The sequence below is a fragment of the Pradoshia sp. D12 genome (genome assembly GCF_008935075.1).
In the GTDB taxonomy this organism is placed as follows: Bacteria; Bacillota; Bacilli; order Bacillales; family Pradoshiaceae; genus Pradoshia.
Window position 1 is genome coordinate 2,378,426 of the sequence record NZ_CP044545.1, and the last position, 24,123, is coordinate 2,402,548.

Annotated in this window: 27 protein-coding genes; 1 reads left to right on the forward strand and 26 read right to left on the reverse strand. The window is 38.9% G+C overall.

Features of this window, described 5'->3' with window-relative positions:
* Window positions 1-248: 248 nt before the first annotated feature.
* Genes F7984_RS11375 through F7984_RS11405 form a run of 7 tightly spaced genes read right to left on the reverse strand, consistent with a single transcriptional unit; the run spans window position 249 to window position 5,809 of the window.
* A complete protein-coding gene (locus F7984_RS11375) occupies window positions 249-1,241 on the reverse strand; it encodes a biotin--[acetyl-CoA-carboxylase] ligase (RefSeq protein WP_066107394.1) in 993 nt (330 codons plus the stop codon).
* Entirely contained in the window at window positions 1,214-2,398 is a 1,185-nt protein-coding gene (locus tag F7984_RS11380) for a CCA tRNA nucleotidyltransferase (RefSeq protein WP_066107396.1), read from the reverse strand. Before F7984_RS11380 ends, F7984_RS11375 begins: the two co-directional genes overlap by 28 nt.
* Entirely contained in the window at window positions 2,395-3,546 is a 1,152-nt protein-coding gene (bshA, locus tag F7984_RS11385; protein ID WP_140461590.1) for an N-acetyl-alpha-D-glucosaminyl L-malate synthase BshA, read from the reverse strand. The genes F7984_RS11380 and bshA overlap by 4 nt, the downstream gene beginning before the upstream one ends.
* A complete protein-coding gene (gene bshB1 / locus F7984_RS11390) occupies window positions 3,543-4,250 on the reverse strand; it encodes a bacillithiol biosynthesis deacetylase BshB1 (RefSeq protein WP_140461591.1) in 708 nt (235 codons plus the stop codon). Before bshB1 ends, bshA begins: the two co-directional genes overlap by 4 nt.
* 10 nt (window positions 4,251-4,260) lie before the next feature.
* The gene (mgsA, locus tag F7984_RS11395; RefSeq protein WP_066107405.1) at window positions 4,261-4,665 is read right to left on the reverse strand and encodes a methylglyoxal synthase; all 405 of its coding nucleotides are present in this window, start codon (window positions 4,663-4,665) and stop codon (window positions 4,261-4,263) included.
* A 13-nt stretch (window positions 4,666-4,678) separates the two neighbouring features.
* Entirely contained in the window at window positions 4,679-5,473 is a 795-nt protein-coding gene (gene dapB, locus F7984_RS11400) for a 4-hydroxy-tetrahydrodipicolinate reductase (protein WP_066107408.1), read from the reverse strand.
* 3 nt (window positions 5,474-5,476) lie between these two features.
* Entirely contained in the window at window positions 5,477-5,809 is a 333-nt protein-coding gene (locus tag F7984_RS11405; RefSeq protein WP_066107409.1) for a nucleotide pyrophosphohydrolase, read from the reverse strand.
* Between the two features lie 145 nt (window positions 5,810-5,954).
* Between F7984_RS11405 and F7984_RS11410 the strand changes: the two genes are divergently transcribed.
* The gene (locus F7984_RS11410) at window positions 5,955-6,827 is read left to right on the forward strand and encodes a YitT family protein (protein ID WP_066107413.1); all 873 of its coding nucleotides are present in this window, start codon (window positions 5,955-5,957) and stop codon (window positions 6,825-6,827) included.
* Window positions 6,828-6,872: 45 nt separating this feature from the next.
* On the opposite strand, the gene F7984_RS11415 is transcribed toward F7984_RS11410, so the two are convergent.
* The 19 genes from F7984_RS11415 to F7984_RS11505 all read right to left on the reverse strand — a co-directional run bounded on the left by F7984_RS11415 (window position 6,873) and on the right by F7984_RS11505 (window position 24,105).
* Complete coding sequence (locus tag F7984_RS11415) at window positions 6,873-7,550, reverse strand: zinc metallopeptidase (RefSeq protein ID WP_066107416.1); 678 nt, start codon at window positions 7,548-7,550, stop codon at window positions 6,873-6,875.
* A 101-nt stretch (window positions 7,551-7,651) separates the two neighbouring features.
* Entirely contained in the window at window positions 7,652-8,446 is a 795-nt protein-coding gene (locus tag F7984_RS11420; protein ID WP_066107420.1) for a sporulation protein YpjB, read from the reverse strand.
* Window positions 8,447-8,505: 59 nt separating this feature from the next.
* A complete protein-coding gene (locus tag F7984_RS11425; RefSeq protein ID WP_139891740.1) occupies window positions 8,506-9,111 on the reverse strand; it encodes a lipoprotein heptaprenylglyceryl N-acetyltransferase LhaT in 606 nt (201 codons plus the stop codon).
* A gap of 249 nt (window positions 9,112-9,360) precedes the next feature.
* A complete protein-coding gene (locus F7984_RS11430; RefSeq protein WP_066107424.1) occupies window positions 9,361-10,146 on the reverse strand; it encodes a menaquinol-cytochrome c reductase cytochrome b/c subunit in 786 nt (261 codons plus the stop codon).
* Window positions 10,147-10,191: 45 nt separating this feature from the next.
* A complete protein-coding gene (gene qcrB, locus F7984_RS11435; protein ID WP_066107427.1) occupies window positions 10,192-10,866 on the reverse strand; it encodes a menaquinol-cytochrome c reductase cytochrome b subunit in 675 nt (224 codons plus the stop codon).
* A 13-nt stretch (window positions 10,867-10,879) separates the two neighbouring features.
* Entirely contained in the window at window positions 10,880-11,383 is a 504-nt protein-coding gene (locus F7984_RS11440) for a QcrA and Rieske domain-containing protein (protein WP_066107430.1), read from the reverse strand.
* 182 nt (window positions 11,384-11,565) lie between these two features.
* Window positions 11,566-12,018, reverse strand: a complete 453-nt coding sequence (locus F7984_RS11445) for a DUF2487 family protein (protein WP_181162014.1) — start codon at window positions 12,016-12,018, stop codon at window positions 11,566-11,568.
* 189 nt (window positions 12,019-12,207) lie between these two features.
* Window positions 12,208-12,765 (reverse strand): ReoY family proteolytic degradation factor, encoded by a 558-nt coding sequence (locus F7984_RS11450; RefSeq protein WP_066107436.1) that lies wholly within the window; start codon window positions 12,763-12,765, stop codon window positions 12,208-12,210.
* Between the two features lie 27 nt (window positions 12,766-12,792).
* A complete protein-coding gene (locus tag F7984_RS11455; RefSeq protein ID WP_077248162.1) occupies window positions 12,793-14,043 on the reverse strand; it encodes a tetratricopeptide repeat protein in 1,251 nt (416 codons plus the stop codon).
* 433 nt (window positions 14,044-14,476) lie between these two features.
* The gene (aroA, locus tag F7984_RS11460; RefSeq protein ID WP_140461593.1) at window positions 14,477-15,775 is read right to left on the reverse strand and encodes a 3-phosphoshikimate 1-carboxyvinyltransferase; all 1,299 of its coding nucleotides are present in this window, start codon (window positions 15,773-15,775) and stop codon (window positions 14,477-14,479) included.
* A gap of 20 nt (window positions 15,776-15,795) precedes the next feature.
* Window positions 15,796-16,899, reverse strand: a complete 1,104-nt coding sequence (locus F7984_RS11465; RefSeq protein ID WP_066107442.1) for a prephenate dehydrogenase — start codon at window positions 16,897-16,899, stop codon at window positions 15,796-15,798.
* 20 nt (window positions 16,900-16,919) lie between these two features.
* Window positions 16,920-18,026, reverse strand: coding sequence for a histidinol-phosphate transaminase (gene hisC, locus F7984_RS11470; RefSeq protein WP_140461594.1), 1,107 nt, complete (start codon window positions 18,024-18,026; stop codon window positions 16,920-16,922).
* Window positions 18,027-18,052: 26 nt separating this feature from the next.
* Entirely contained in the window at window positions 18,053-18,418 is a 366-nt protein-coding gene (aroH, locus tag F7984_RS11475) for a chorismate mutase (protein ID WP_066107448.1), read from the reverse strand.
* Window positions 18,415-19,530 carry a 3-dehydroquinate synthase gene (aroB, locus tag F7984_RS11480; protein ID WP_140461595.1) on the reverse strand — a complete coding sequence of 372 codons (1,116 nt, stop codon included), beginning with the start codon at window positions 19,528-19,530 and terminating at the stop codon, window positions 18,415-18,417. The genes aroH and aroB overlap by 4 nt, the downstream gene beginning before the upstream one ends.
* Window positions 19,530-20,702: a chorismate synthase gene (gene aroC / locus F7984_RS11485; RefSeq protein WP_140461596.1), complete on the reverse strand. Its 1,173-nt coding sequence runs from the start codon at window positions 20,700-20,702 to the stop codon at window positions 19,530-19,532. Before aroC ends, aroB begins: the two co-directional genes overlap by 1 nt.
* 161 nt (window positions 20,703-20,863) lie before the next feature.
* On the reverse strand, window positions 20,864-21,667 hold the full coding sequence (locus tag F7984_RS11490; protein WP_140461597.1) for a CheR family methyltransferase: 804 nt from the start codon (window positions 21,665-21,667) through the stop codon (window positions 20,864-20,866).
* A gap of 192 nt (window positions 21,668-21,859) precedes the next feature.
* Window positions 21,860-22,306 (reverse strand): nucleoside-diphosphate kinase, encoded by a 447-nt coding sequence (gene ndk, locus F7984_RS11495; RefSeq protein WP_066107459.1) that lies wholly within the window; start codon window positions 22,304-22,306, stop codon window positions 21,860-21,862.
* Window positions 22,307-22,395: 89 nt separating this feature from the next.
* The gene (hepT, locus tag F7984_RS11500; RefSeq protein WP_066107464.1) at window positions 22,396-23,358 is read right to left on the reverse strand and encodes a heptaprenyl diphosphate synthase component II; all 963 of its coding nucleotides are present in this window, start codon (window positions 23,356-23,358) and stop codon (window positions 22,396-22,398) included.
* Window positions 23,359-23,391: 33 nt separating this feature from the next.
* The gene (locus F7984_RS11505; protein ID WP_066107467.1) at window positions 23,392-24,105 is read right to left on the reverse strand and encodes a demethylmenaquinone methyltransferase; all 714 of its coding nucleotides are present in this window, start codon (window positions 24,103-24,105) and stop codon (window positions 23,392-23,394) included.
* Between the last annotated feature and the right edge of the window lie 18 nt (window positions 24,106-24,123).

Below are 24,123 nucleotides of genomic sequence, written 5' to 3' on the forward strand. Positions count from 1 at the left end.
TTACCAAATAAAAAATCCTTCTAATTACAGAAGGATGGATTGGCATAATAGCTTTTATCCCTCTGTCCCGGTCCTTTCTTGGATACAGGCAGAATTATAAATCTATTTAAAATGACTACTATACAAGGTGCAGGTCGTTTCCGCTCCCGCCCTTCTATGAATTATAACATTCAGTCATTTTTATATGCCATATATTAACTCATTTTCAATTAATTTCTTTTTTAAAAACAACCGCTTAATATTGTCCATTATTGATGCACAGTTATATCTCCGGAATAAACCAAATGGCTTTTTTGCTCATCATCCATGATAATCAATACACCATCATCATTAATTCCGGTTGCCAAGCCAGTTAAAGATCCTCGCAGGCTTTGGACGGTGACCTTCTTCCCAATGGTAATGGTAAGCTTTTCCCAAAGCTGTTTTATTGGTTCAAAACCTTTTTCTAAATAAAGTAGATATATATCTTCAAAATTCTTAAAAAAGCTTTGTAAAAATTCAGATCGATCTACTCTTTGTTTCTTCTCGATTAAGACAGAAGTAGCGATCTCTTTTAACTCATCAGGAAACGATTCAAGGGGCTGGTTTATATTCATGCCAATGCCGATAATCACATGATGAATTTGATCGGACTCCGCATGAAGCTCTGTTAGTATTCCCGCAATCTTCCTTCCTTCTACCAACACATCATTTGGCCATTTGATTCCTGCATTCACACCAAATTTGTTTAGTGTCTGAACAACAGCTACAGCTGTTAACAACGTGAGCTGAGGGGCATGGTAGGGAGGAATATCAGGTCTCATAATCATACTTAACCAGATCCCTCCATTTGAAGGAGAATGCCACTTTCTTTTTAATCGCCCTGTACCTTCCGTTTGTTCATCACTAATCACAGCTGTACCATCTTTAGCTCCGCTTCCCGCAAGTTCTCTGGCAACAACTTGAGTGGATGAGACTGTATCATAAGAATATATAGATTGTCCTACAAATTCAGTCTGTAACCCCATTAGAATATCAGTGGCCCTTAGAGAATCTAATTTTTTCAAGAGCCGATACCCCTTTTTCTTTACAGCCTCAATTTCGTAGCCTTCCTGACGCAGCTGGTCAATATGCTTCCATATCGCCACTCTTGAACAGCCAACTAAATCAGCTAATGCCTGTCCTGATATATAATCCTCTCCAGCTTTCGCAAATGCTTTGGCAATCTCATGCTTTAAAGTTTGTTCTCTTGAATGAGCCATTGTTTAATTAACTCCTTTTTATTCGGGACCTTATGATCCAGAATTCCGTTAATCACTTCATGCATAAGCTCCTTAATCCACGGTCCACCTGGTTTATCAGCCCATTTCATCAGGTCGTTTCCGGAAACCTCTATAACAGTTTCCTTATGAATTGGCATACGAGCATGCAGATCAGTGATTGCGTCGTAGTCTGGGTCCGCATGATGATATACTGACCAAACCCTTTCCACGCTCAGGGTGTTTTCAAGGCCAAGCTGATAAATGGTATAGGGAGTAAATGAGGAACTCTCTCTTTTCTTCGTTTCACGGATCAACAGACCTATTTTTTTCATTTGACTTGAAGAAAGCTTCCAGTGACTGTATAGGGATTGATCCTGACCATTAAAGAGGGCAATCAAAGCCATCCATTCTTCAAATGATTCACAACGGTTTAAGGGTAGTGCAAGAAACTGCTCTATATGAGCCGCAAATTGACCAAAACCCGGAAAATAGGCTAGCAAACCTTCGTCTGCAGCAATTTTTAACCCTTTTTCTGGATATTGCCCAAGAACCATTTTTTGAAACTCAGCTGTTTTCCGTTCCTGTGCTATATGTAAGAGTAAATCGGCATTTTTCCGTAATGCCGATCGTGTATTTTCATGCAATGTAAACCCTAGCTGGCTTACAAATCGAACAGCACGAAGAATCCTTAGCGCATCCTCACTAAATCGTTCATCCGCCGGACCAACCGTCTCGATTACCTTTGTATGTATAGCTTTTTCTCCATCAAATGGATCATACAATTTTCCATCCTGGTCCATGGCAATTGCATTCATCGTAAAATCTCTTCTCTTTAAATCCTCATGCAAAGAGGTTACAAAGATGACTGAATCTGGCCGTCGATAATCTTTATATGCAGATTCTGTTCTAAATGTCGTGATCTCAAACGAGTCTCCTTTATAAAGCACTAATACAGTTCCATGATCAATACCAACGTCTACTGTATGGGTGAAAATTTCCTTTACTTGCTCGGGAGTGGCGGAGGTAGCAATATCCACATCATCAATTTCCTTCCCCATTAAAGTATCCCTAACGGCTCCACCAACAAAATAGGCTTCATACCCCTTCGCCGTTAACTGATCCAAAACAGGACGCGCTCTGATAAATTCCTGGTTCATTCGTCCTTCTCCCCATTTTTCAATAATGAATAATACAAGTCCTCATATTGATTCACGATATGTTCGGTTTGAAAATGATCTTTAATTTTATGAATAGCGTTATTACCCATATTCATTCTCAGCGAATCATTTTCAAGCAATTCCAACAATCGCATAGAGGCAGCTTCGATATCTCCTAGCTCGATGGTGTATCCGTTAATCCCATCTTCAATAACCTCAGGAATTCCCCCGATTTTGGTTCCAAGACATGGAACGCCATAGATCATCGCCTCAAGAAGTACTAACCCAAAACTTTCTTTTTCTGACATAAGGACACATACATCACTAATGGAATAGAGCTCCTGTAGATTTTCCTGTTTTCCTAACAGAATTATTTTCTCCTGTAAGCCCATTGCTTTAATTTTTTTACTTACAAAAGACATTTCCGGTCCGTCGCCTACTAATAAAAGTTTACTCGGTATTTTGTCTGCCACGGCTCCAAAAGTGTCTATGATATCAGGTACACGCTTCACCTTCCGAAAATTCGAGACGTGAATGACAATTTTTTCATCTTCTTTAATTCCAAGCTCTGCTTTTAAATTAGCCACGTTACCAGCATCCGGTTCAGGCGCCGGATAATCGATAAAATTATAAATCGTTTGAATTTCTTGATCCGGTTGAATTAAATCATATGTCTCTTTAACAAGTTCATGAGACACGGCCGTAACAGCATCAGATTTTTCAATAGCGAACTTAATCATGTCCTGCAGAGAAGAATCATACCCTAGTATCGTAATATCCGTACCATGGAGAGTCGTTACTACCTTTAGGCCAGAGGAGGTCATTTGCTTGGCCAAAATTCCGCAAACGGCATGCGGCATCGCATAATGGGCATGAATGATATCAAGCTCTTCCATTTTAACCACCTCGGCTATCTTGCTGGCCAATGACAAGGTATATGGAGGATATTGAAAAACAGCATATTGATTAACTTCAACTTGGTGAAAATATATATTTGAGTATCGCTTTTTTAAGCGGAACGGTACACTGGATGTTATAAAATGAATCTCATGTCCCTTCTCCGCCAGCTTAATTCCTAATTCGGTCGCAACAATCCCTGATCCGCCGACAGTAGGATAACAAACAATTCCAATTTTTAACTGTTTCATTTCTTTCCACCTAACAAATCTTGATCAAGTAAGAGAGGTTTTTTCGTTCTAAATCCTTCTGCAAATAACACGCCTGCCTCTCTTCCATATGCCCGCTCTCTGCCTTCGATTGCTTCGAGATATCCTTCTGTAAGAGGGGTCACAACCCCATCATCCGTTTTAATAAATTGAGAGGAATAGCTTTTTAAACTGGATAATTTACAATGAAAATAACTGCTGATATCCACACAAAAATCGGGCGGATGAAAGCTATTAATCATGTAATAAAAAACATCCTTCGGCTTATGGGCCTCCAACTTACTTTCATCCTCATATTTCCTAATACCAGCAGAAAAGACAGCCTCTTCGACCAAAGCTGCACAATGTCCATGATCCGGATGACGGTCAGGAACAGCGGGTACAAAGATGATTTCAGGCTTGTATGTTCTTATAACAGAAACAATCTTTGAGATGTTTTCAGGTGTGGGATATAATTGCCGATCTCCCATATTTAAATTCAAGCGTTCCTTTACACCTAAGATAGCAGCTGCCTGTTTGGCTTCCTTCAATCTGTTTGTGGGAGTACCATTCGATGAAAGCTCCGCCTCGGTTAAGTCACAGATGACAACGGAATGGCCTAATTCTGTATATTTTGCTATTGTACCCCCCATTCCGATTTCCACATCATCGGAATGGGCGCCAAAACATAGTATGTCTGTCTTCATTGTGGGCATATTACTCCTTTTCCCTAACAATATTTCTCCATTTAAGGTCTCCACGTTCTAAACCATGTATTAACATTTCAGCCGTTCCCATATTAGTTGCCAATGGAATGGAATAAACATCAGCCAAACGCATTAAAGCGGACACATCCGGTTCATGCGGCTGCGCAGTCAATGGATCTCTGAAGAAAATAATAATATCAATATCATTTACTGCAACCATCGCCCCAATTTGTTGATCTCCCCCGAGTGGTCCGGACTGATAACGATGAACTGACAGGCCTGCTTCATCCTGTATTCGCTTTCCCGTTGTACCGGTAGCAAAAAGCTGATGCTCTTTTAGGATATGTTTATACGCAAGCGTAAATCGAATCATGTCGTCTTTCTTTTTGTCATGTGCAATCAATGCGATTTTCATGGAACAGTGCTCCTTAATCAATAATATTTTCTAATCCATATACTAATTCTTCTATATTCATGACGGTTTCCACCGACAATTTAACTCCGCTCATAAAAGAGTTTCGATCATATGAATCATGTCTTAGAGTAAATGTCTGACCTTCTCCGCCGAACATGACCTGTTGATGCGCAACAAGTCCAGGTAAGCGTACACTATGTATTCTCATTCCTTCATAGTCTGCACCACGTGCACCTTTTATTGTTTCTTTTTCATTTAAATGTCCCTGTTTTTTTATTTGTCTTTCTTCAGAAATTAATTGTGCTGTTTTTATAGCTGTTCCTGAAGGAGCATCAAGTTTTTGATCGTGATGCAATTCAATAATTTCGACATCCGGAAAATATTTAGCTGCCTGCTTGGCAAATTTCATCATTAACACAGCACCAACAGCAAAATTCGGTGCAATAATACACCCAATTCCGTTTTCTTTTGAAATTCTTTTGATTTCATTTAAATCTTCATCTGAAAAGCCGGTCGTTCCAACAACCGGACGGATATGGTGTGATAATGCTGATAATGTATGGATTCTTCCAGACTCCGGAGTGGTCAAATCAATCAGTACATCCGCTTTAACTTCAGAGAAACATTTTTCATGATCTGTATAAATTGGAACATCTATACCGGTAAATCCATCTATTTCACTTAGTTTCAACCCATCATTCTTATGATCCAATACAGCTACTAAATGAAAATGTTCTGTATTCATCACTAAATTTACTGCTGCTTTCCCCATTTTACCTCGCGGCCCTGCAATTATGACATTAATCATCAATCATTCTTCCTTTCTTGTCCAACGGTCTTTGTCCCTGGAATTGAATTTCTCCATCACCCTGTCATGTGCATCCTGTAAATCAATATTCAGCGAATTGGCCATACAAATTAGCACAAATAAAACATCTCCTAATTCTTCTTCAATTGCTTTTTCTGTTTCAGATTCTTTTTTGGGTTTTTCACCATAATAATGGTTAATCTCTCTCGCCAATTCTCCAAGCTCTTCAGTAAGTCTCGCTGTCATGGCAAGCGGACTGAAGTATCCCTCTTTAAATTGCCCTATGTATTGATCTACTTCCTGCTGTAAGTCAGCGATTGTTTTCTTATGTTCCATACAGTTACACCCTTTTCTCTTAATGTTAGCGTATTTCTTAGTTATCGAACAATAAATATGATAGAATGCAAAAGGATATCATTCATTATTTTTCCTCAATTGTACACTATAATAATAATTGAGTTAGCAAGAAAGGGGTTAGAATGTGTTTTTCAACTTAAAGCTTAAAAACGTCATACTGATATTATTAGGGGCTGCAATAATGTCTTTTGGCCTTGTTCATTTTAATATGCAAAACGCATTAGGTGAAGGGGGATTTACAGGGATTACCCTTTTAATTTATAACTTAACTGGTATTAGCCCTTCGATTACCAATATTTTATTAAATATACCTCTTTTCTTTGTAGGATATAAACTGTTGGGCAAAAAAACCTTTTTGTATACACTTATCGGTACCATCGCTGTATCTGTATTTATTGCGATTTTCGAAAAATATCAAATACATATTCCTTTAAAGGATGACCTAATGCTCGCGGCTTTATTTGCAGGTGTGTGCATTGGTGTCGGTTTAGGAATTATTTTCCGTTACGGCGGAACGACTGGCGGAGTCGACATCATCGCACGGCTCATGTTCAAATATAAAGGCTGGAGCATGGGAAAAACCATGTTTATGTTTGACTTCTGCGTTATCGTTTTATCACTCGTAACGTATTTGGAATATAAACAAGCCATGTATACACTTGTCCTCGTTTATATTGGCAGCCGTGTAATTGACTTTATCCAAGAGGGTGCATATGCAGCCCGTGGTGTGATGATCATAAGCAACTCCAATTCCGTGATAGCTGAAAAGATTAATCAACAAATGGAACGCGGTGTTACATTACTCAAAGGGGTTGGCTCATATACCAAACAGGAGCGCGATGTGATTTATTGCGTTGTAGGCAGCAATGAAATTGTACGCCTTAAGAGCATTATTACATCCATTGATCCACATGCATTTGTTTCCGTATCTGTCGTACATGATGTACTTGGTGAAGGATTTACGTTGGATGAAAATAAAAATCCGCTTGAAAAATAAGCAATATAGGAAAACCCCCTTCATATACGAAGGGGGTTTCTCTTATTAATCTTCACCATTCATGCCGGTTAGCATAAATACAAATCGTAACAATTCAAGTACAGCAACTGCTGCAGCTGCAACATATGTTAAGGCTGCGGCATCTAAGACTTTTTTCGTTTCTTTTTCTTCATCAGCCCTGATTACACCTAAAGCAACAACCTGTTTCATAGCACGGTTAGAAGCATTGAATTCAACCGGCAGTGTAACGAATTGGAATAACACGGCTGCCCCCATAAACAATACTCCCAGCCATGCTAGATTTAAGCTGCCAAGCAACAGCCCAGCTAAAATTAAAATCCAGGAAAAGTTAGAACCGATATTAGCAACTGGTACTAGCTTATGACGGATTCTCATAAAGGAATAATCTTCTTTATCCTGAATGGCATGGCCAACCTCATGAGCTGCGACAGCGGTGCCGGCGAGTGAATGACCATGATAGTTACTTGATGATAATCTTACCACTTTATTTGTAGGATCATAGTGGTCACTTAATACTCCATGTGTTTCTTCTACTCGTATATTGTACAAACCATTTTCGTCCAACAACTTACGGGCAACTTCCGCACCCGTGTAACCATTCGATGCAGGAACCTGTGAATATTTCTTGTAAGCCCTTTGAACTTTCATTTGTGCATAAATTGGGATAATTAAAAGCAGTATAAAATAAATTAAAAAGCTCATTTATATCCTCCATTTCATTTCTGTTATTTATAGTTGTGTTATGGTAATTGTAATAATGTCGTATTACATCTGTCAATGGATAGATATTATTCAAAATTTTATCAAAAATTCTGTTTTTTCTTTTTTGTATGAAGCTGATCATCTGAAGCTTTATATTTCCTCCATCCAACATAGGATAAGGTCATAATTATAATACTTCCAGTTGAAATGATTACCCACCAAAGGGATGGATCTGCATCATCTTTTTCTGCTTCCTCAAATATATCACGCAGCTGCTCCTCTAAGGAAATCATATCAGTTTGTGATTGATCAGAAAAGACTTGCGGACGATATTGATCAATGAATTGAATATGGGCATCCACTTGCTGAAAACGTTCAGGTGTTACATCTATTTTCAACGATGGATATATAATATTGTAAATCGTTAATAAATGATTTAATTTTTCCTGAAAAGCAATGGAATCCTGTTTCTGGATCGATACCTTTGTTTCCCCTGCAGCAGAGATCATGCTATCCTTTAAACTCGCCCATAATGGTGCGCCATCACTATGAACAGCATCAAGTACTAATCGGAATTTCGTTATTTCATTGATTACTTCATCATCTGTTTTTTCTTTATTTTTCACAGTTTGAATGGCTTCCTCATAGGCAATCGTTATAATATTAATTTCATCCATTGTATAGTTTGAGCTCTCAATTGCCTGATCATAAAATTTATCTGAAAATGCTTCCAATAAACGCTCTGCTTCATCACGTCTATCTACTTTTGCAAATTGAAGGGATTGATCAGCAAGGGTCTCTAACGAATTTTGTTTATCAGGTCCGTTAGCATAGGTCGTAATGAATCCTGATGATATTATAATGGCTATTGAGATAAATAAAGATTTAAACTTCATAAAAATATCCCTCCTCATACTACTTAATCGTATGTGTGAAGGGACAAGACTAGAACCATTTATTGCCTGAGATGAATGGAGTATATTTCCCGATTTTTACGAAGAGTAAACCAATACCCTACTCCAATCGAAAGTACACTCAGCCAAAAAGTGAAATAAGCAATTTGAGGGATATACTGATTCAAAACACTATACGTCGGCATCATCCCATAAACATAATCAATGATTTCATTATGTAACACGACAATCCCAGCCACGGTTAAATGCCATGGTTTAACCCGATAAAATGGAGCATAAAGAATTCCTTCAATTGCCATTGCAGCATGCGATAGAATCAGCATGACAGCGATCAAAGATACATAACCCTCTACAGAGAAAGTTAATATATTCATGACAACTGCCCAAATACCATATTTAAATAGAGAAACGATTGCTAAGGCTTCAAATAAACCAAAATTGCGCCCTAAAAGCCAGCCAATAACAGCAATACAAAAAAATAAACTGGCAGTTGGACTGTCTGGTACAAAAGCAAGAAAGGCTACTGGTGTTATTTCAAGCTGCCCTTTATACCAATAATATCCGTATATTGTTCCCAAAAGATTAACAGTGAATAAAATCCATAAAAATGTCCGATTTCTTAATACAGCATAAAGCCAGCTATTCATAATATCCTCCATCACAATCTGAATTATTCCAAATAAAGTTGCTCGATTACTTGATTTTCAGCCAAATCATCCCTACTCTAAATTTCTCTCTAAATATGAGCTTTTCAATTCAGGTGGAAGCTCACTGGCCGTCCCATATTATTAATAATACAAATAACTACACCTCATTTGTCAACATGATTACGACGACTATGACAATCATCTTAGCAGATAAAAGGGGTACTCATCTGAGTACCCCTCAAAAAAACATTATTCCCCTTTTGAATCTCCGCCTGCATTTGCTCCCTTAATAAATTCTGCCAGAGTTTTTAATTCTTCATCAGAACCTTTAAAAACTGGTGGCATTTTTTTATTTTCGGTACCATTTACAGCGATATGACCGATTTCATCAACCTCTAATTTTGTACCAAGTAATTTAGGACCATTTCCACCCTGTAAGGAGTCCCCATGACAGCTTACACAGCCTTGGCCTTGATATAATTTATATCCCTCTGACTCTTTATCGATTGCTACATCCTCAACAATTTGTCCTTGCAGCTTTGCTGCTGCCCAGTCATGTTGAGAAACAGTTTCCCATGTTAGGTAAAATATAGCTGCAAATGCAAGCAACATAAAACCTACTGGGAAAATCCGTTTAGTTGGTTTGCGTTCCGGTCCGCGATCCAGAAACGGTGCAAGCATTAATGCACCAAAAGCTAGTCCCGGAATAACCAAAGCCCCGATTAAATTATATGGCCCGGAAGCATATGAATATTTAAGCAATTGATACAAGAACATAAAGTACCAGTCAGGTAAAGGCGCATATCCCGTATCTGTTGGGTCAGCAATCCTTTCGAGCGGTGATGGATGGGCAACTGTAAGACATAAAAAACCTACTAAAAATACAGCACCTACCATCCATTCTTTCAGCAAGAAATTGGGCCAAAAGGCTTCTGTTTTTCCTGGATACTCTGAATAATCTTTTGGAATATTCGGTTTTCTATCTGCGCTTATCCTTGAATCCCCTACAAATCTCATTCCTTTACCACGATGCATAAGGATATCCCCTCCTTCGTAACATTTCCATTTTCAACTAATATCTTATAGCGGTCCTGATATTCCCTGTTTGCGTATCATTAAGAAGTGAGCTGCAATTAGTCCAATAAGCGCCGCTGGAAGGAAGAATACATGAATCGCAAAGAAACGCGTTAAGGTTTGCGCCCCGACAATCGTAGGGTCACCAGCAAGCAACGTTTTTAAGTATGGCCCGATGAATGGCACCGAATCGATAATGGTCAACGTTACTTTTGTAGCGAATAACGCTTTCATATCCCAAGGAAGCAGATACCCTGTCAATCCTAGAGCTAGCATTATAAAGAAAATTAAAACTCCAACAATCCAGTTTAGTTCACGGGGCTTTTTATAGGCACCCTGGAAGAACACACGAAGAGTATGTAAAAACATCATGACAATGACGACACTTGCTCCCCAGTGATGCATGCCCCGAACAATTTGACCAAAAGCAACTTCATTTTGTAAATAATAAACAGATTCCCATGCATTTTTAATATCCGGCACATAATACATGGTTAAAAACATTCCGGATAAAATTTGAATGACTACGATGAAAAACGTCAATCCCCCAAAACAATAAACAAATGCCGAAAAGTGATGGGCAGGGTTTACATGCTCAGGGACTTCATGATCAGCAATGTCGCGCCATAATGGCGTGATATCCAATCGCTCATCAATCCAATCGTACATTTTATTAAGCATTGATTATGCCTCCCTACACTTCGTTTTCTTTTGCATTGCCCAAGTATAATACTCCATCTTTTTCCTGCTTGTCGTAAACATCGAGCGGCCCGATTGGAGGTGTTTTCGGAATGTTTTTACCATTCTTTTCGTAACGCCCCCCGTGACATGGACAGTAAAATTCATTCTTATGATCTTCTGATCCTTCCCAGTTCACCGTACACCCCAAGTGTTTACATTCCGGAGAAAGGGCAACTATCTTGCCGTTCTCATCCTTGTAAACCCATGCTGTTCTTGTCTCTTCAGCTTCGTACCAACCATCTTTAACCTCAGTTTTATAATCGACACGAGTTGGTGTTTCAGTAATCTCAGATATTTTTAATCCGGTATTAATGAACTCCCCAGATGCATTCGCTTTCAAAGCTGGATCGACTGCAAAACGCAGCATAGGCATAAGTGTTGCCGCTCCCATGAACCCCCCAACGCCCATAAGCGTATAATTCAGAAATTGGCGTCTTGATACTTTTTGGCTGCTCATAAAATTTCTCCCCCCCTTATATCGAAAAAGTCATACAAAATAGAAAATTGCACAAACTCCATAAAACTAGGACATTACAATAATATCCTAATATTTTTAATAGGTCAATAAACTCCCAGTTAAGGAAATACATGTTTTATTTTTCCTGTTTTATACCAATATACTATTTACTTACAAAAACATCATTTATTCCAGGATTCTGTTAGTATATCAACAAGCTGTTTCATTTGATCACTTATAACTGTTTTAATCGCATCAAGAGGCATTTTTTCGATGGGGATTGCCGGTATCCATAAAACATGTCCGCTCTCATCTAAACTTGTCCATTTACTGTCAGTAGTGAGAAATTGGATATATTTAAATCCCTGACCTCTATAATAATCTACCCAAACAGACAAGAGATTTAATTTCTCCTCTGTCTTACTATTTTTAATATATGGCAGAGGTAGGGCTAAAAATAGACGGCCCTTTAATTCTTTTTCGAGCTCATGCGTCAGCAATGTCATAAATTCATAGGATGATACCGTCTGGCTAAATGTATCATCAAAATCAACCGGATTTAACGGGATAACTATAGTATCAATATATTCTTTGGATTTACTAAATAATTCTGTATCAACTGACTGATATTTCATAATTTTCCCCCTCGACTTCTTTTTCCATTGTAAAACATAATAAGTAAAATATATACAAATAAGCTTACAATTCAGGGAGAAATCTTTGTTCCTCATCCTGCTGGGATAAGCAACTGCCAAATCAAGCGTGGAAGCATAAAAAAGACCACACATAATCTCTTTCTCTCAAAGAAATATGTGTGGCTGCTATTAGTTAAAAGATTCCTGAGATCGGATTCTTTTCAACTGACTGCTTAATTTATTAAATAATTCTATATCACGGTTATCAATTGCCTCATCAATCATCTGTGCTAACCGTTCCTCTTCGAATCTTGATAGACTGATTTTTAAAATATTTTCTGCAATATATTGATCCTGTTCATTACCGGGGAGGTTTTTTGGCTGATAAGGATTTTCCTCAAGTACGGCTGCATACTGATAGGATGAGTAGGCTGTCCTGAAATTCAATTGTATGTAGATATCCTCGTCCTTATTAAGCCGTATATCATGGAATGACTTCTCTGCGTCAGTTGTCATGATATTACTCTTATAGAATCTAAATGGCACATCTTCCACACAATGAGTGGACATAACCATTCCTTTTGGACAATACTTAGCTCCTTCCACGAAATGAACATTCATCATGAGCTGATCATGACTCATTAAGTAATTTAATATCCATACACATTCTCTGCGCTTTAATTGGTAATGGTTCAGAAACCAGCGTATAAATTCCTTCTTCTCATCGACAGAAACAGGGGTTTTCAAGGTGGAGCCCTCCTCTGTACAAATTAGTTAAATTCGTTCTAAAATATCAATATACTCATCATTGCTTGGGTCTTCGTGGAGTAATGTCTTAAATATCGACCTGGCCTCTTCAAATTTACTGTCTTCCAGCAAGAAATAACCGTATTCATGTAAAAAGTCTCTATTATCTCCAAAAAATTCATGTGCCTCTTTGTAACATGATAATGCTTCACTATACTCCTCAAGCTCTGAATATGCCGTTGCCAGGAGCCAATTAAATTGCGGGTCATCCTCCCCCATCGCTCTAACAGAGGATACCAAATCAATGACATGGTCAAACATTTCTTCGTGTAAATAAAGCTTGCCTAAAGTTAGAATTGCCTCGAGGTAACCCGGATCAATCGCAATAGCCTCCGATAGCCATTTAATAGCTTTCTCTGTATTTCCAAGCTTAGTTGCTAGCTCAGCACCATACAGGAATATTTCCTTATTGAAAGGATCTTCCTTAATCCCTTCTTCTGCAACATCCAGTGCTTTTTCCAAATCAAGGGACTCTTCATAGGCCATGGCTAAATACAAATAAAGTGAATGATAGGCAGGGTCTATTTCCTTAAGCTCTGTAAACTTAGCTATTGCCGTTGGAAATTCTCCTGCATGATACGCAGCAAATCCATATTCAAACAATAAATTTACGTCATCATCCTCCCTGCCAGCTTTCTTGAAATAAGGGAGCGACTCTTCAAATTCGCCCAATGATACAAGTGATAAGGCTAATCTCTTATAAATTGAAACGCCATTTATTACAGTCTCATTCTTTAAGATACTGCTATATAATTCTACAGCCGAACGGAAATGTCCTTGTTGATAATAAAGTTCTGCAAGAGCAAATTTTACAATAGGTTCATCCGGTAAAATTCGATTGGCCTCTTTCAGCTTTTGAACACTGACCTCCTCCATACCCATTCCCTGATATAAATCCCCTAATAATAGGAGTGCTCCTGGGTACATCGGATCTTCCTGATCAATTTTCTCTAAATACAACAATGCTTCCTCTTCCTGCCCCAATTCAGTTGATACTTCAGCCAATGAAAATAAAATCTCTCCTTCATCGGGATAACGCTTCAGCAATTCTTCAAAAAGCTCCTTTGCCTCTTCCATAAACCCAAGTGAAGCGATTTCTTCCGCCAAGGTATAAACATCGTCATCATTGTTGGATTGCTTAATCTGATTTATATGTTTTTTAGCTTCTTCAAATTCACCTTGCATCAGTTTTTTTATAATTGATTCAATTTTCATCATTGGTATTCCTTTCTGTTTCCCTAAATCTATAACAAATCTGCTGGTCATTCGGCAAAATAATGTTCGTCCAATCCGGAGCCTCTAAAATTTTGTTATTACCCCTATTATACTCACTTTTTTTAACCTGTATAAAGAGCTAATGGAAACTCCAGAAAAAAATATTTATCTGATAAGGAAATTAAATGATTTTTTTGTGGTATAGAGCTTGGAGTCTTAATTTTAAGGTTATATAAGTATACTTTATCATTTAACAAAAAGCGACCGAATCGTACTCTTCCATTTCATTCTATCTATCCATTTAATTGATTACATTTTCACCGCCCTATCAACCATTTTTACATGTGTAAAGGCAAGGGTTTCATTGACTTTCTTTTAGACATGCTATGAAACTATCAGAAATTTTAGTACCAAAAAAGAGAGGTTCCCCTCTCTTTTATTCCTGAATGGATACAAGCTTAATTAAATCATCAAAGAAACCTGGATAGGATACTGAAATGGCATCAGCATTGTTTAATACTACAGAGTCTTTGGAAAGCAGTGAAGCAATCGCCAATGTCATTCCGATACGGTGGTCCCCCAGGCTGTCCACCGTACCTCCATGCAAGGTTTGTTCTCCCTCAATGATTAAACCATCGTCTGTTGGAGTTATATCAACACCAAGCGCACCCAATTGAGTAGCGATGGCATCAATTCGATTTGTTTCTTTAACCTTTAACTCAGCAGCATCTTTAATGACGGTTTTTCCCTTAGCCTGTGAAGCTAACAGGGCAATAACAGGCAGCTCATCAATTAACCTTGGAATGATATCTCCGGCAATTGTTATCCCCTTTAAAGAGGAAGTTTTTACTGTAACCGTACCGGATTCTTCCGCAAGTTCTCCGAGTTTGTCTAACTGAATTTCAATATTTGCTCCCATTTCTTTCAAAACATCAATAATCCCCGTTCTTGTTTGATTCAGCCCAACGTTCTTTAATATAATCTCACTGTTTGGTACAATGGTACCGGCAACCATCCAAAACGCTGCAGAGGAGATATCTCCGGGAACATGAACATCCTTTCCGCTCAGCACCTGATTTCCTGTAACTCTGATCATATTGCCGTCGATATGGATGCTCCCCCCAAACGATTCAATCATCCGTTCAGTATGATCCCTCGTGGCTGCTTTTTCAATGACCGTTGTGGTTCCTTTCGCATGTAATCCAGCCAAAAGAATAGCTGATTTCACCTGGGCACTTGCTACCGGAAGCTCATATTCAATACCTGACAGCTCACCTTGGTTCATTTCAAGCGGTATAAAGTTACCATCCTCTTTTCCGGATATTCTTGCTCCCATTTTCCTCAGCGGATCTACCACTCTTCTCATTGGCCTTTTTGCAATGGATTCATCACCAGTGAAAGTGATAGAAAAGGGCTGGTTGGCGAGTAACCCCATAAGAAGTCGGATGGTTGTCCCCGAATTGCCGACATCCAGCAAGCCAATCGGCTCCTTTAAACCGCCATATCCATTACCCTGGATGGTGACCTTATCGCCTTCTCTTTGTATATCCACACCCATTTTTTGAAAACACTCAATAGTACTTAAGCAATCCTGACCCTCTAAGAAATGATATACGGTCGTTTTCCCTTCCGCTATTGCCCCAAACATGACCGCTCTGTGCGAAATAGATTTATCTCCCGGCACTTCAATCGTGCCTTTCAACTGGGGGTTTTTGAATAATAGGATTTTTCCCATGCCTTTCCTCCTTTTTTATCTCAGTCATAATAAGTATCGTAATTAGTTGCATCACGTAAACATTCCACCGCTAGTTTGCGATCTTCACCTGATTGGAAGGAAATCACCAATACACCGTACACTTCTTCACGCGTCTCAATGATTCTTATATTAGTAATACTTATATTAGATTTTGCTAAATAACCGGTAATCTCCGAAATGACCCCTGGATAATCCGGGACATCCACATATAAATCATAAAAGGACGGAATTGCACCCTTTTTACGGGCCGGCATCTCATCACGAAACATTTTTGCACTTTGGAAAAAGGAATATAATCTTGCCTCATCCTTCGTACGAATCCATTCTCTCACCTCTGACATTTCATCTATCCAGGAGTCCAAAAGATCGATTAATACTTGATCATTTTGAATCAGAATATCCTTCCACATTTGGGGACTGGATGAAGCTATTCGGGTAATATCCCTGAATCCTCCGGCAGCAAGTCTTGCAACTAAATCATGTTTCGCTTCAGCCTGTTCAGCCTGATTAACAATCGAGGCTGCCATAATATGCGGCAAATGACTGATGACACCTGTCATTAAATCGTGCTCATGAGCATCCACTTCAATGAATTTGGCTTTCGTCCCCTTTAGCCACATCTTCAGCTCAGCAACCTCTTTAACACCTGCATGAGCAGCCGGTGTCAATATATAAAAAGCATTTTCAAAAAGATGCACTTTTGCCGCAGCTACTCCGCTTTTATGAGATCCAGCCATTGGGTGACCGCCTATAAACGTATAATTCATGCTAAACAAACGCTCTGCTTCTTTCATGATCTTTGCCTTTGTACTTCCTACATCCGTAATTATAACGTTTTTTTTCAGCGTACATGCTGACAGGCTTTCCATAACGGTTGATGTAGCTTGCACCGGGACTCCGATAATGATAACATCTGCTCTTCCGGCAGCCTCTTTATAATCCGTAATTTCTTCATCTATTACTTTTAATGCTTTTGCCAGCTGCACCTGTTTTCGATCCACATCATACCCTAGTATCAATGCCTTCGGATGTTCCTTTTTAATAGATAAAGCAATGGATCCTCCAATTAAACCAAGACCTATCATTAATACATTCCCACGCATGGAGGCACCTCACCTACTATCTATTTGATTTCTTTATTTTCTTTCATCAAAAGGAAATTTTTCAGCTCTTTCAAAACAGCTTCATTCTGCTGGTCAGAACCAACTGTAATCCGAATGGATGTCGGGAAACCCAAAGCCTGGCCGGAACGAACGATAAAGCCTTTTCTCATTAAATACTGAAAGACTTCATTCCCATCATGACCTGTATCGATTAAGATAAAATTTGCTTGTGATGGATAGTAACTTAAGTTATAAATCTTACAAAATTCATAATATTGCTGAAGACCATCTCTATTTTTTTGTTTGCATTCCTCAATAAATTGTTGATCACTTATAGCAGCAATCGCAGCCTTTTGAGCTAATGCATTGACGTTAAACGGCTCTCTTGCAGGCTCAAGCATACGGATAATATCGGAATTAGCCACTCCATAACCAATACGCAAAGCCGCCATCCCGTAAATCTTGGAAAAAGTATGCAATAGGATTAAATTATCAAACTGTTTAATTAACGGCAAGATTTCAGGATAATCTATAGCTGTGACGTACTCATAATAAGCTGCATCAAATACAACTAATACATCGTTAGGCACCTGACTCAAAAATGGGAGAAGCTCCTCACCTCTTATGTATTCGCCTGTCGGATTATTAGGAGAACAAATCCACACAATCCCCGTGTCAGCATCAATCTGACGAAGCATGCCATCAAGATCATGTCTGCCATTTATATGCGGCACCTCCCTGATCTCTGACTGCTCCAGAATGGCATTATGGCTATACTGACTAAAGGTACCCGTAGACATAACCGTATTTACACCAGGAGCAAGAATCGCCTTTGCTATCATTTGGATAATATTATCTGAACCATTTCCAAAGATAAGCTGATTTTTTTCAACTCCTAAATAGTTAGATAAGACTTCACGCAAATTAACGGCCCCGCCATCCGGATACAAGGGAAGTGACCATTCTGTTTCCTTCAGCGTTTTTGCGACCTCGGATGAATATCCATATGGGTTTTCATTTGATGCCAGTTTGATGATCTCCTCCAACCCAAACTCCCTTTTTACGTCCTCAATTGGTTTGCCTGGCTTATAAGGCTCTAATGTATATAAATGATTCTTCCATTTCAAAGCTCCAGTTCCCCCTTTTTTATTGCTTATTTCTCTGTTAAATCAGGTCTAAGGACCGTAGCCCCCTCCAGATAAATATGCTTGATATCCTTTTGGGCTGTATCCATATTGGCATGAATCATAATCCGTATGGCCAATGATAAGGAACCCGGTACTGGAATTTCACGCATGCACATAACGGGAACATATGTAAATCCATCTATTTTTCTAACAATAGCAGCTGGAAATCCTGCATCTATATCGTCTGTAACAGATATGAATATAGATGCAATAGATTCTGCCTGAAGATGATTCTGTTGAATCATTTCTCGAAGTAAGATCTCTGTTTTATTTTCAATGAGTTCTTTTTTATTTGCTTCTATGGTAATGGCTCCTCGGATGCCTCTCATCATAATGAATAACCCTTCTCCCTTCCGACTATATTGTTTAAGAAATAGGTTAATTCGTCTTGTATTTCCGTATCAGAATAGGAATGTAAGGCTGGTCTGCCATAATCATTTAAAAGGACCGTCGCTATTGTCCCTTGTTTATTTTTCTTATCAAGTTTCATAAATGGCAGCAATAATTCTGCTGATAAAATTTCTTTTGGTATTTGTAGATAGCCTAAATTGGTTAACCAATCCTTAAATGCAGTTAGATTAAAAGAAAAATCAGCATACTTTTGGCTCAAATATAGGTCAAATAACATACCAAAGGCTACAGCTTCCCCGTGGGTTACCACTCCATATCCAGCTGCCCCTTCAATCGCATGAGCTAATGTATGACCAAAATTAAGAAAAGCACGCGAGCCTTTCTCCTTTTCATCCTCCGATACAATAGTAGCTTTAACAGAAATCCCTTTTTTTATATACGAAGCCAATGATTTGGATTGCAGGTCAGAAATACTGCAATACTGATTTCTTAAATCATCATAAAAGGATTTACTGCATAGCAGCGCATGCTTAATTAACTCCGCAAATCCTGAGCGCCATTCCTTCTCTGGTAAAGTGGATAAAAAGGAACTATCATAGAAGACTGCCTCCGGTTGATAGAAACAGCCTACTAGATTTTTACCCAGCTGATGATTAATAGCCACTTTTCCTCCAACTGCACTGTCATGAGCCAGCAAGGTTGTTGGCAGTTGAATGTAGGGAATGCCTCTCATATAGGTCGCAGCTACAAATCCAGCTAAATCTCCAACCACTCCCCCGCCCAGAGCTAACACGAGGCTGTCACGATCAAGTTTATTTTCAAATCCTACCGTTAAACATTCTTCGTATACAGAGAATGATTTTGCTCTTTCTCCTGTTGGTACGGCATGGATGATTACTTCATAGCCACGTTTGGCCAACAACGTTTCAATCAGCTCTGAATAAAGAGAAGATACCAGTTCATCCGATATCATATATACTTTTGGTTTTCCTTTGAAATTTTTCTCCAAAAATATGGGGAGCTCTTCAATCACTCCATCACCTATAAAAATCGGATACTCCTTTGAAGAAGTTTTAATTTGAATAGTTTCCATTAGAATTCCCTCGCATACATTCTTTGCTGATTAACGGATTCAACCAATGTCTCCATCCGATCAGAATAAAACTGTTCAATGATTGCATTGGCAAGCTCCCATGCTACCACATGCTCAGCAACGACTGCCGCTGCCGGAACAGCACATGCATCAGAGCGTTCTATCGAGGCTGTAAACGACTCTTTCGTGTCAATATCCACACTTTTGAGCGGCTTATACAAGGTAGGGATTGGTTTCATAACTCCACGCACTACTACAGGCATTCCAGTTGTCATTCCGCCTTCAAAACCGCCTAGGCGATTCGTTTTACGGCTATATCCCTGTCCTTCCTCCCAAATGATTTCATCATGCACCTGACTGCCTGGAATTCTGGCCGCTTCAAAGCCAATCCCGAATTCGACACCCTTAAATGCATTAATACTAAGGATTGCACCTGCAATTTTTGCATCTAGTTTACGATCATAATGAACATAGCTCCCGACACCAGCAGGCATTCCAGTCGCCACTACTTCAACGACACCACCTAATGTATCGCCATTCTTTTTAGCCAAATCAATGGCTTCCATCATCTTCTCAGCAGCTTTTTCATCAAGACAGCGAACCGGAGAATCCTCTGCCAGCTGTTGGATCTCTTTAATATCCTTAACCTCTGTTTCAGCTGCTTTAATGCCACCGATTTCAACAACATGCGAAACAATTTCTATACCAAGCAGACTAAGCAGTTTCACCGCAACAGCTCCCGCTGCCACTCGGACAGTTGTTTCTCTTGCAGACGAGCGCTCTAAAACATTGCGCAAATCCCTATGTCCATATTTCATACCGCCATTCAGGTCAGCATGCCCTGGGCGCGGTCTTGTGATTTTACGTTTAATTTCGTCTTCTGCCTTTTCATCTATTGGCTCAATTCCCATGACATGGGTCCAATGAGTCCAGTCCCGGTTTTTAACTTGCAGAGCAACAGGTGATCCTAATGTCCTGCCATGACGAATTCCTGCTGTAATCTCTACTGTATCTTTTTCAATTTGCATTCTTCTACCGCGTCCATATCCCTTTTGTCTCCTGGCAAGATGCTTGTTGATATCTTCCTCAGACAACGGCATTCCTGCAGGTAATCCTTCTATTAAAGTTGTTAATTGGGGGCCGTGGGATTCCCCAGCAGTTATATATCTCATAAGGCTCCTCCTTCATCACTTTAAAGCATTTATGTAATAATATATCATATACTGTTATTCTTATGGTAATTTTCTTGCTTATATTGTACATCAGATTAACAAGGTACTACCATTCACTCTCTGCCGACGTCTCCTGATTATCTTTCATTTCAGTATGTCTATTAGCTATGTACCCTATGATGATTTCTCTTTTTATAAAAAAACGTATTTGCACTGATAAAATCATATACAGTTGGGTTGAAGATCTGTTCAGTACTGCCCACAAACAAAACTCCGCCAGGACGAAGTGATTGGGAAAATTTCTTATATAATAAACCCTTTGCTTCATCCGTAAAATAAATCAAAACATTACGGCATATGATTAAATCGTATGATTGGCCATACGAATCAGCCAGTAAATTATGTTTCTTGAACGTGACCGCATTTTTTATCTGTTGATTAATATGATAAAATCCATCCACGAATTCGAAATGCTTATTCTTTAACTCTACTGGTACTTCCCCCAAAGATTTTTCTGAATAAATGCCTCTCCTGCAAATTTCTAAGGCATTCTGATCTATATCGGTTGCCAGGATAGAGACACGATTCAGGGCATTTAAGCGGGTTAGCACCATGGCAAGTGAATAGGGTTCATCACCAGTTGAACAAGCGGCGCTCCAAATTTTCAAAGTCTTTTTTTCAGACAATAATTCTGGCAGAATCTCCTTCTCCAAAACCTCCCACCTTCTATAATTCCGAAAGAAGTTCGAAACATTAATCGTCATACGGTCCAGAAGCTCATTTAATAAATACTGGTCTTTACGAAGATGATTGTAATAATCCTGAAACCCATTAAAACCTTGTTTTTCATATAAGGAGGTAATTCTTCTTTTCATTTGCGCTTCCTTATATAAAGATAAATTGATTCCTGTTAAATAGTTAATCCCTTTAACAAACCCCTGATAGTCATCATTAATTTTTATCATATACCCCTACGACTCCAATAAATTCTTTTACTATAAGTATACAAAATTAGCAGATTCAATGATATAACCACACTTATTACGTATGCCCATAACGATCACATGATCTTTTCTATAAACCCCCATAAACCGGTAAGATATGCAATTAAAAAAGCCGCCAACCTTGTTGACAGCCCTTAATCTTTATCTATCTACTTAATAAATCCACTCATTCGCTAATTTTGTATATTCAGCAAGCTCTTCTTCTTTAAAGAAGATTCCAAGTTCTCTCTCGGCACTTGCAGGTGAATCAGAGCCATGGATAATGTTTTTGCCTACCGTTACACCATAATCTCCGCGAATTGTACCAGGAGCAGCATCTTTTGGATTGGTAGATCCCATCATTTGACGAGCAGTCGCAATCACATTTTCCCCTTGCCATGCCATTGCAAAAACTGGTCCTGATGTAATAAAGTCAACCAATTCACCAAAGAAAGGACGCTCTTTATGTTCCTCGTAATGCTTTTCAGCCGTCTCTGTTGGAATCATCATCAATTTCGCTCCAACAAGCTGAAAGCCCTTTCTTTCTAAACGTGATACAATTTCCCCGATTAAATTTCTTTGTACACCATCTGGTTTAACCATTAAAAATGTTTTTTCCATAATTACACCTCTGTTCGTATGTATGGGCTTTCAGAAAGAATAATACCATTATTTACATGTATAAAGCAAACGAAAAAGGAAATAGCATTTTAGTATTTCCTTTTTCCGATAAATCTTGCTATTTCATATAAATAATCCGTATTCTTCGACTCTGGCAATAATTCTAGAATATCAAATGCTTTATCCAGGTAAGCATTGCTTAAGTCGATGGATTTCTCGATTGCTCCTGATTGCTTGATAGATTCGAGTATAGGCTGCAACTCTTCTAACCTCATATCTTCGTGAACAGTTCGGATAAGCTTGGCCAATTGCGGTTGCTGTAAGGCATACAAAACAGGTAAGGTAATATTCCCCTGCCACAAATCACTACCCGCAGGTTTCCCTAGATCTTTTTCAGAGGCCGTGAAATCAAGTATGTCATCCATTATTTGAAAGGACATGCCCACATAGTATCCATACAAGAATAATTTTTTGTGTATATCCTCCGATACCCCTGCACTGATCGCACCTAATTGGCAGCTGGCCGCAATTAAGACAGCCGTTTTTCGTTTAATACGCTTTAAATAGTTACGTAGATTTTGATCAAAATTGTATTTATCACGTATTTGTTCTATTTCGCCAATGCTGACTTCCATGATGGTTTTAGCTACTACCTGATGTGCCAATGGATCTTTAATATGAGTCATAAGCTCCTGAGCCCTGGCAAATATGTAATCTCCTGTATAAGTAGCCATTTTATTATCCCATTTGGAACAAACCGTCAGTGATCCCCTACGCAGTTTGGCTTCGTCAATGATATCATCATGTACTAATGATGCTGAGTGAATAAGTTCCAGAGCAACTGCAGCATGCTTAATTTGATTAATATCATACTCTCCAAATTTTGCGGTGAGCAGTACAAAAACAGGGCGTATCCGTTTGCCTCCAGCTTTCAGAGTGTGCATAGATGCTTCCTGAAGTGGTCTGCATTCAGTTTGTATCGATGAACGCAGCTCTTTTTCGATTAATTGGATATCCTGTCTGAAAATTGAATACAATTTTGGTAATTTCATAGTTCCACTTCCCGTTAAACTAATATGCGCCCTTTATTTTGATTGTTTGAATCCAAAATGAGACGCAGCTGCACCACCGGAATAAGGTTTATATTTAACCTTCACAAAACCGGCTTCTTCAAAGAGTCTTTTCAATGCCGGTGCACTTGGAAAATCAGATGCAGATTCCTGCAGCCAGGAATACTCCTTGTAACTCTTAGCCAATAATTTACCCAAGAGAGGCATAATATGCTTAAAATAAAAATAATATAGCTGTCTGTAAACCGGTAACGTCGGTTGAGAAGTATCTAAACAAACAGCCATGCCACCCGGTTTCAGAACACGGTTCATTTCTTTCAATACCGTTAAGTAGTCAGGGACATTCCGAAGACCAAATCCAATTGTGACAAAGTCAAATGTATTATCTTCAAAGGGAATCTCCATTGCATTCCCATGAAGCAGTTCCACATTATTTAACTGCTCCTTTTTAACCTTTTGTTCGCCAATCTTGAGCATATTTTTACTGAAGTCCAAACCCGTTACCTTACCAGAGTCGCCAACCTGTCTCGCCAGCGCTATCGTCCAGTCAGCTGTACCGCAGCATACATCCAGTGCCTGATCTCCCTGTTTAACATCCATTTTTTTCATCGTATCGGCACGCCAACGCTTATGTAACTGGAAACTGATTACTGAATTCATGGAATCATAATTATCAGAAATCTTTTCAAAGACACCGTGTACACGTTCCTCTTTTGTTTGTTGTTTCATTATGAATTCCCTTTCCCC

Coding starts and splice junctions, on each gene's coding strand:
- F7984_RS11375 (WP_066107394.1), bottom strand. CDS start 1,241: ATGGCTCATTCAAGAGAACAAACTTTAAAGCATGAGATTGCCAAAGCA.
- F7984_RS11380 (WP_066107396.1), bottom strand. CDS start 2,398: ATGAACCAGGAATTTATCAGAGCGCGTCCTGTTTTGGATCAGTTAACG.
- bshA (WP_140461590.1), bottom strand. CDS start 3,546: ATGAAACAGTTAAAAATTGGAATTGTTTGTTATCCTACTGTCGGCGGA.
- bshB1 (WP_140461591.1), bottom strand. CDS start 4,250: ATGAAGACAGACATACTATGTTTTGGCGCCCATTCCGATGATGTGGAA.
- mgsA (WP_066107405.1), bottom strand. CDS start 4,665: ATGAAAATCGCATTGATTGCACATGACAAAAAGAAAGACGACATGATT.
- dapB (WP_066107408.1), bottom strand. CDS start 5,473: ATGATTAATGTCATAATTGCAGGGCCGCGAGGTAAAATGGGGAAAGCA.
- F7984_RS11405 (WP_066107409.1), bottom strand. CDS start 5,809: ATGGAACATAAGAAAACAATCGCTGACTTACAGCAGGAAGTAGATCAA.
- F7984_RS11415 (WP_066107416.1), bottom strand. CDS start 7,550: ATGAGCTTTTTAATTTATTTTATACTGCTTTTAATTATCCCAATTTAT.
- F7984_RS11420 (WP_066107420.1), bottom strand. CDS start 8,446: ATGAAGTTTAAATCTTTATTTATCTCAATAGCCATTATAATATCATCA.
- F7984_RS11425 (WP_139891740.1), bottom strand. CDS start 9,111: ATGAATAGCTGGCTTTATGCTGTATTAAGAAATCGGACATTTTTATGG.
- F7984_RS11430 (WP_066107424.1), bottom strand. CDS start 10,146: ATGCATCGTGGTAAAGGAATGAGATTTGTAGGGGATTCAAGGATAAGC.
- qcrB (WP_066107427.1), bottom strand. CDS start 10,866: ATGCTTAATAAAATGTACGATTGGATTGATGAGCGATTGGATATCACG.
- F7984_RS11440 (WP_066107430.1), bottom strand. CDS start 11,383: ATGAGCAGCCAAAAAGTATCAAGACGCCAATTTCTGAATTATACGCTT.
- F7984_RS11445 (WP_181162014.1), bottom strand. CDS start 12,018: ATGAAATATCAGTCAGTTGATACAGAATTATTTAGTAAATCCAAAGAA.
- F7984_RS11455 (WP_077248162.1), bottom strand. CDS start 14,043: ATGATGAAAATTGAATCAATTATAAAAAAACTGATGCAAGGTGAATTT.
- aroA (WP_140461593.1), bottom strand. CDS start 15,775: ATGGGAAAAATCCTATTATTCAAAAACCCCCAGTTGAAAGGCACGATT.
- F7984_RS11465 (WP_066107442.1), bottom strand. CDS start 16,899: ATGCGTGGGAATGTATTAATGATAGGTCTTGGTTTAATTGGAGGATCC.
- aroH (WP_066107448.1), bottom strand. CDS start 18,418: ATGATGAGAGGCATCCGAGGAGCCATTACCATAGAAGCAAATAAAAAA.
- aroB (WP_140461595.1), bottom strand. CDS start 19,530: ATGGAAACTATTCAAATTAAAACTTCTTCAAAGGAGTATCCGATTTTT.
- aroC (WP_140461596.1), bottom strand. CDS start 20,702: ATGAGATATATAACTGCTGGGGAATCCCACGGCCCCCAATTAACAACT.
- F7984_RS11490 (WP_140461597.1), bottom strand. CDS start 21,667: ATGATAAAAATTAATGATGACTATCAGGGGTTTGTTAAAGGGATTAAC.
- ndk (WP_066107459.1), bottom strand. CDS start 22,306: ATGGAAAAAACATTTTTAATGGTTAAACCAGATGGTGTACAAAGAAAT.
- hepT (WP_066107464.1), bottom strand. CDS start 23,358: ATGAAATTACCAAAATTGTATTCAATTTTCAGACAGGATATCCAATTA.
- F7984_RS11505 (WP_066107467.1), bottom strand. CDS start 24,105: ATGAAACAACAAACAAAAGAGGAACGTGTACACGGTGTCTTTGAAAAG.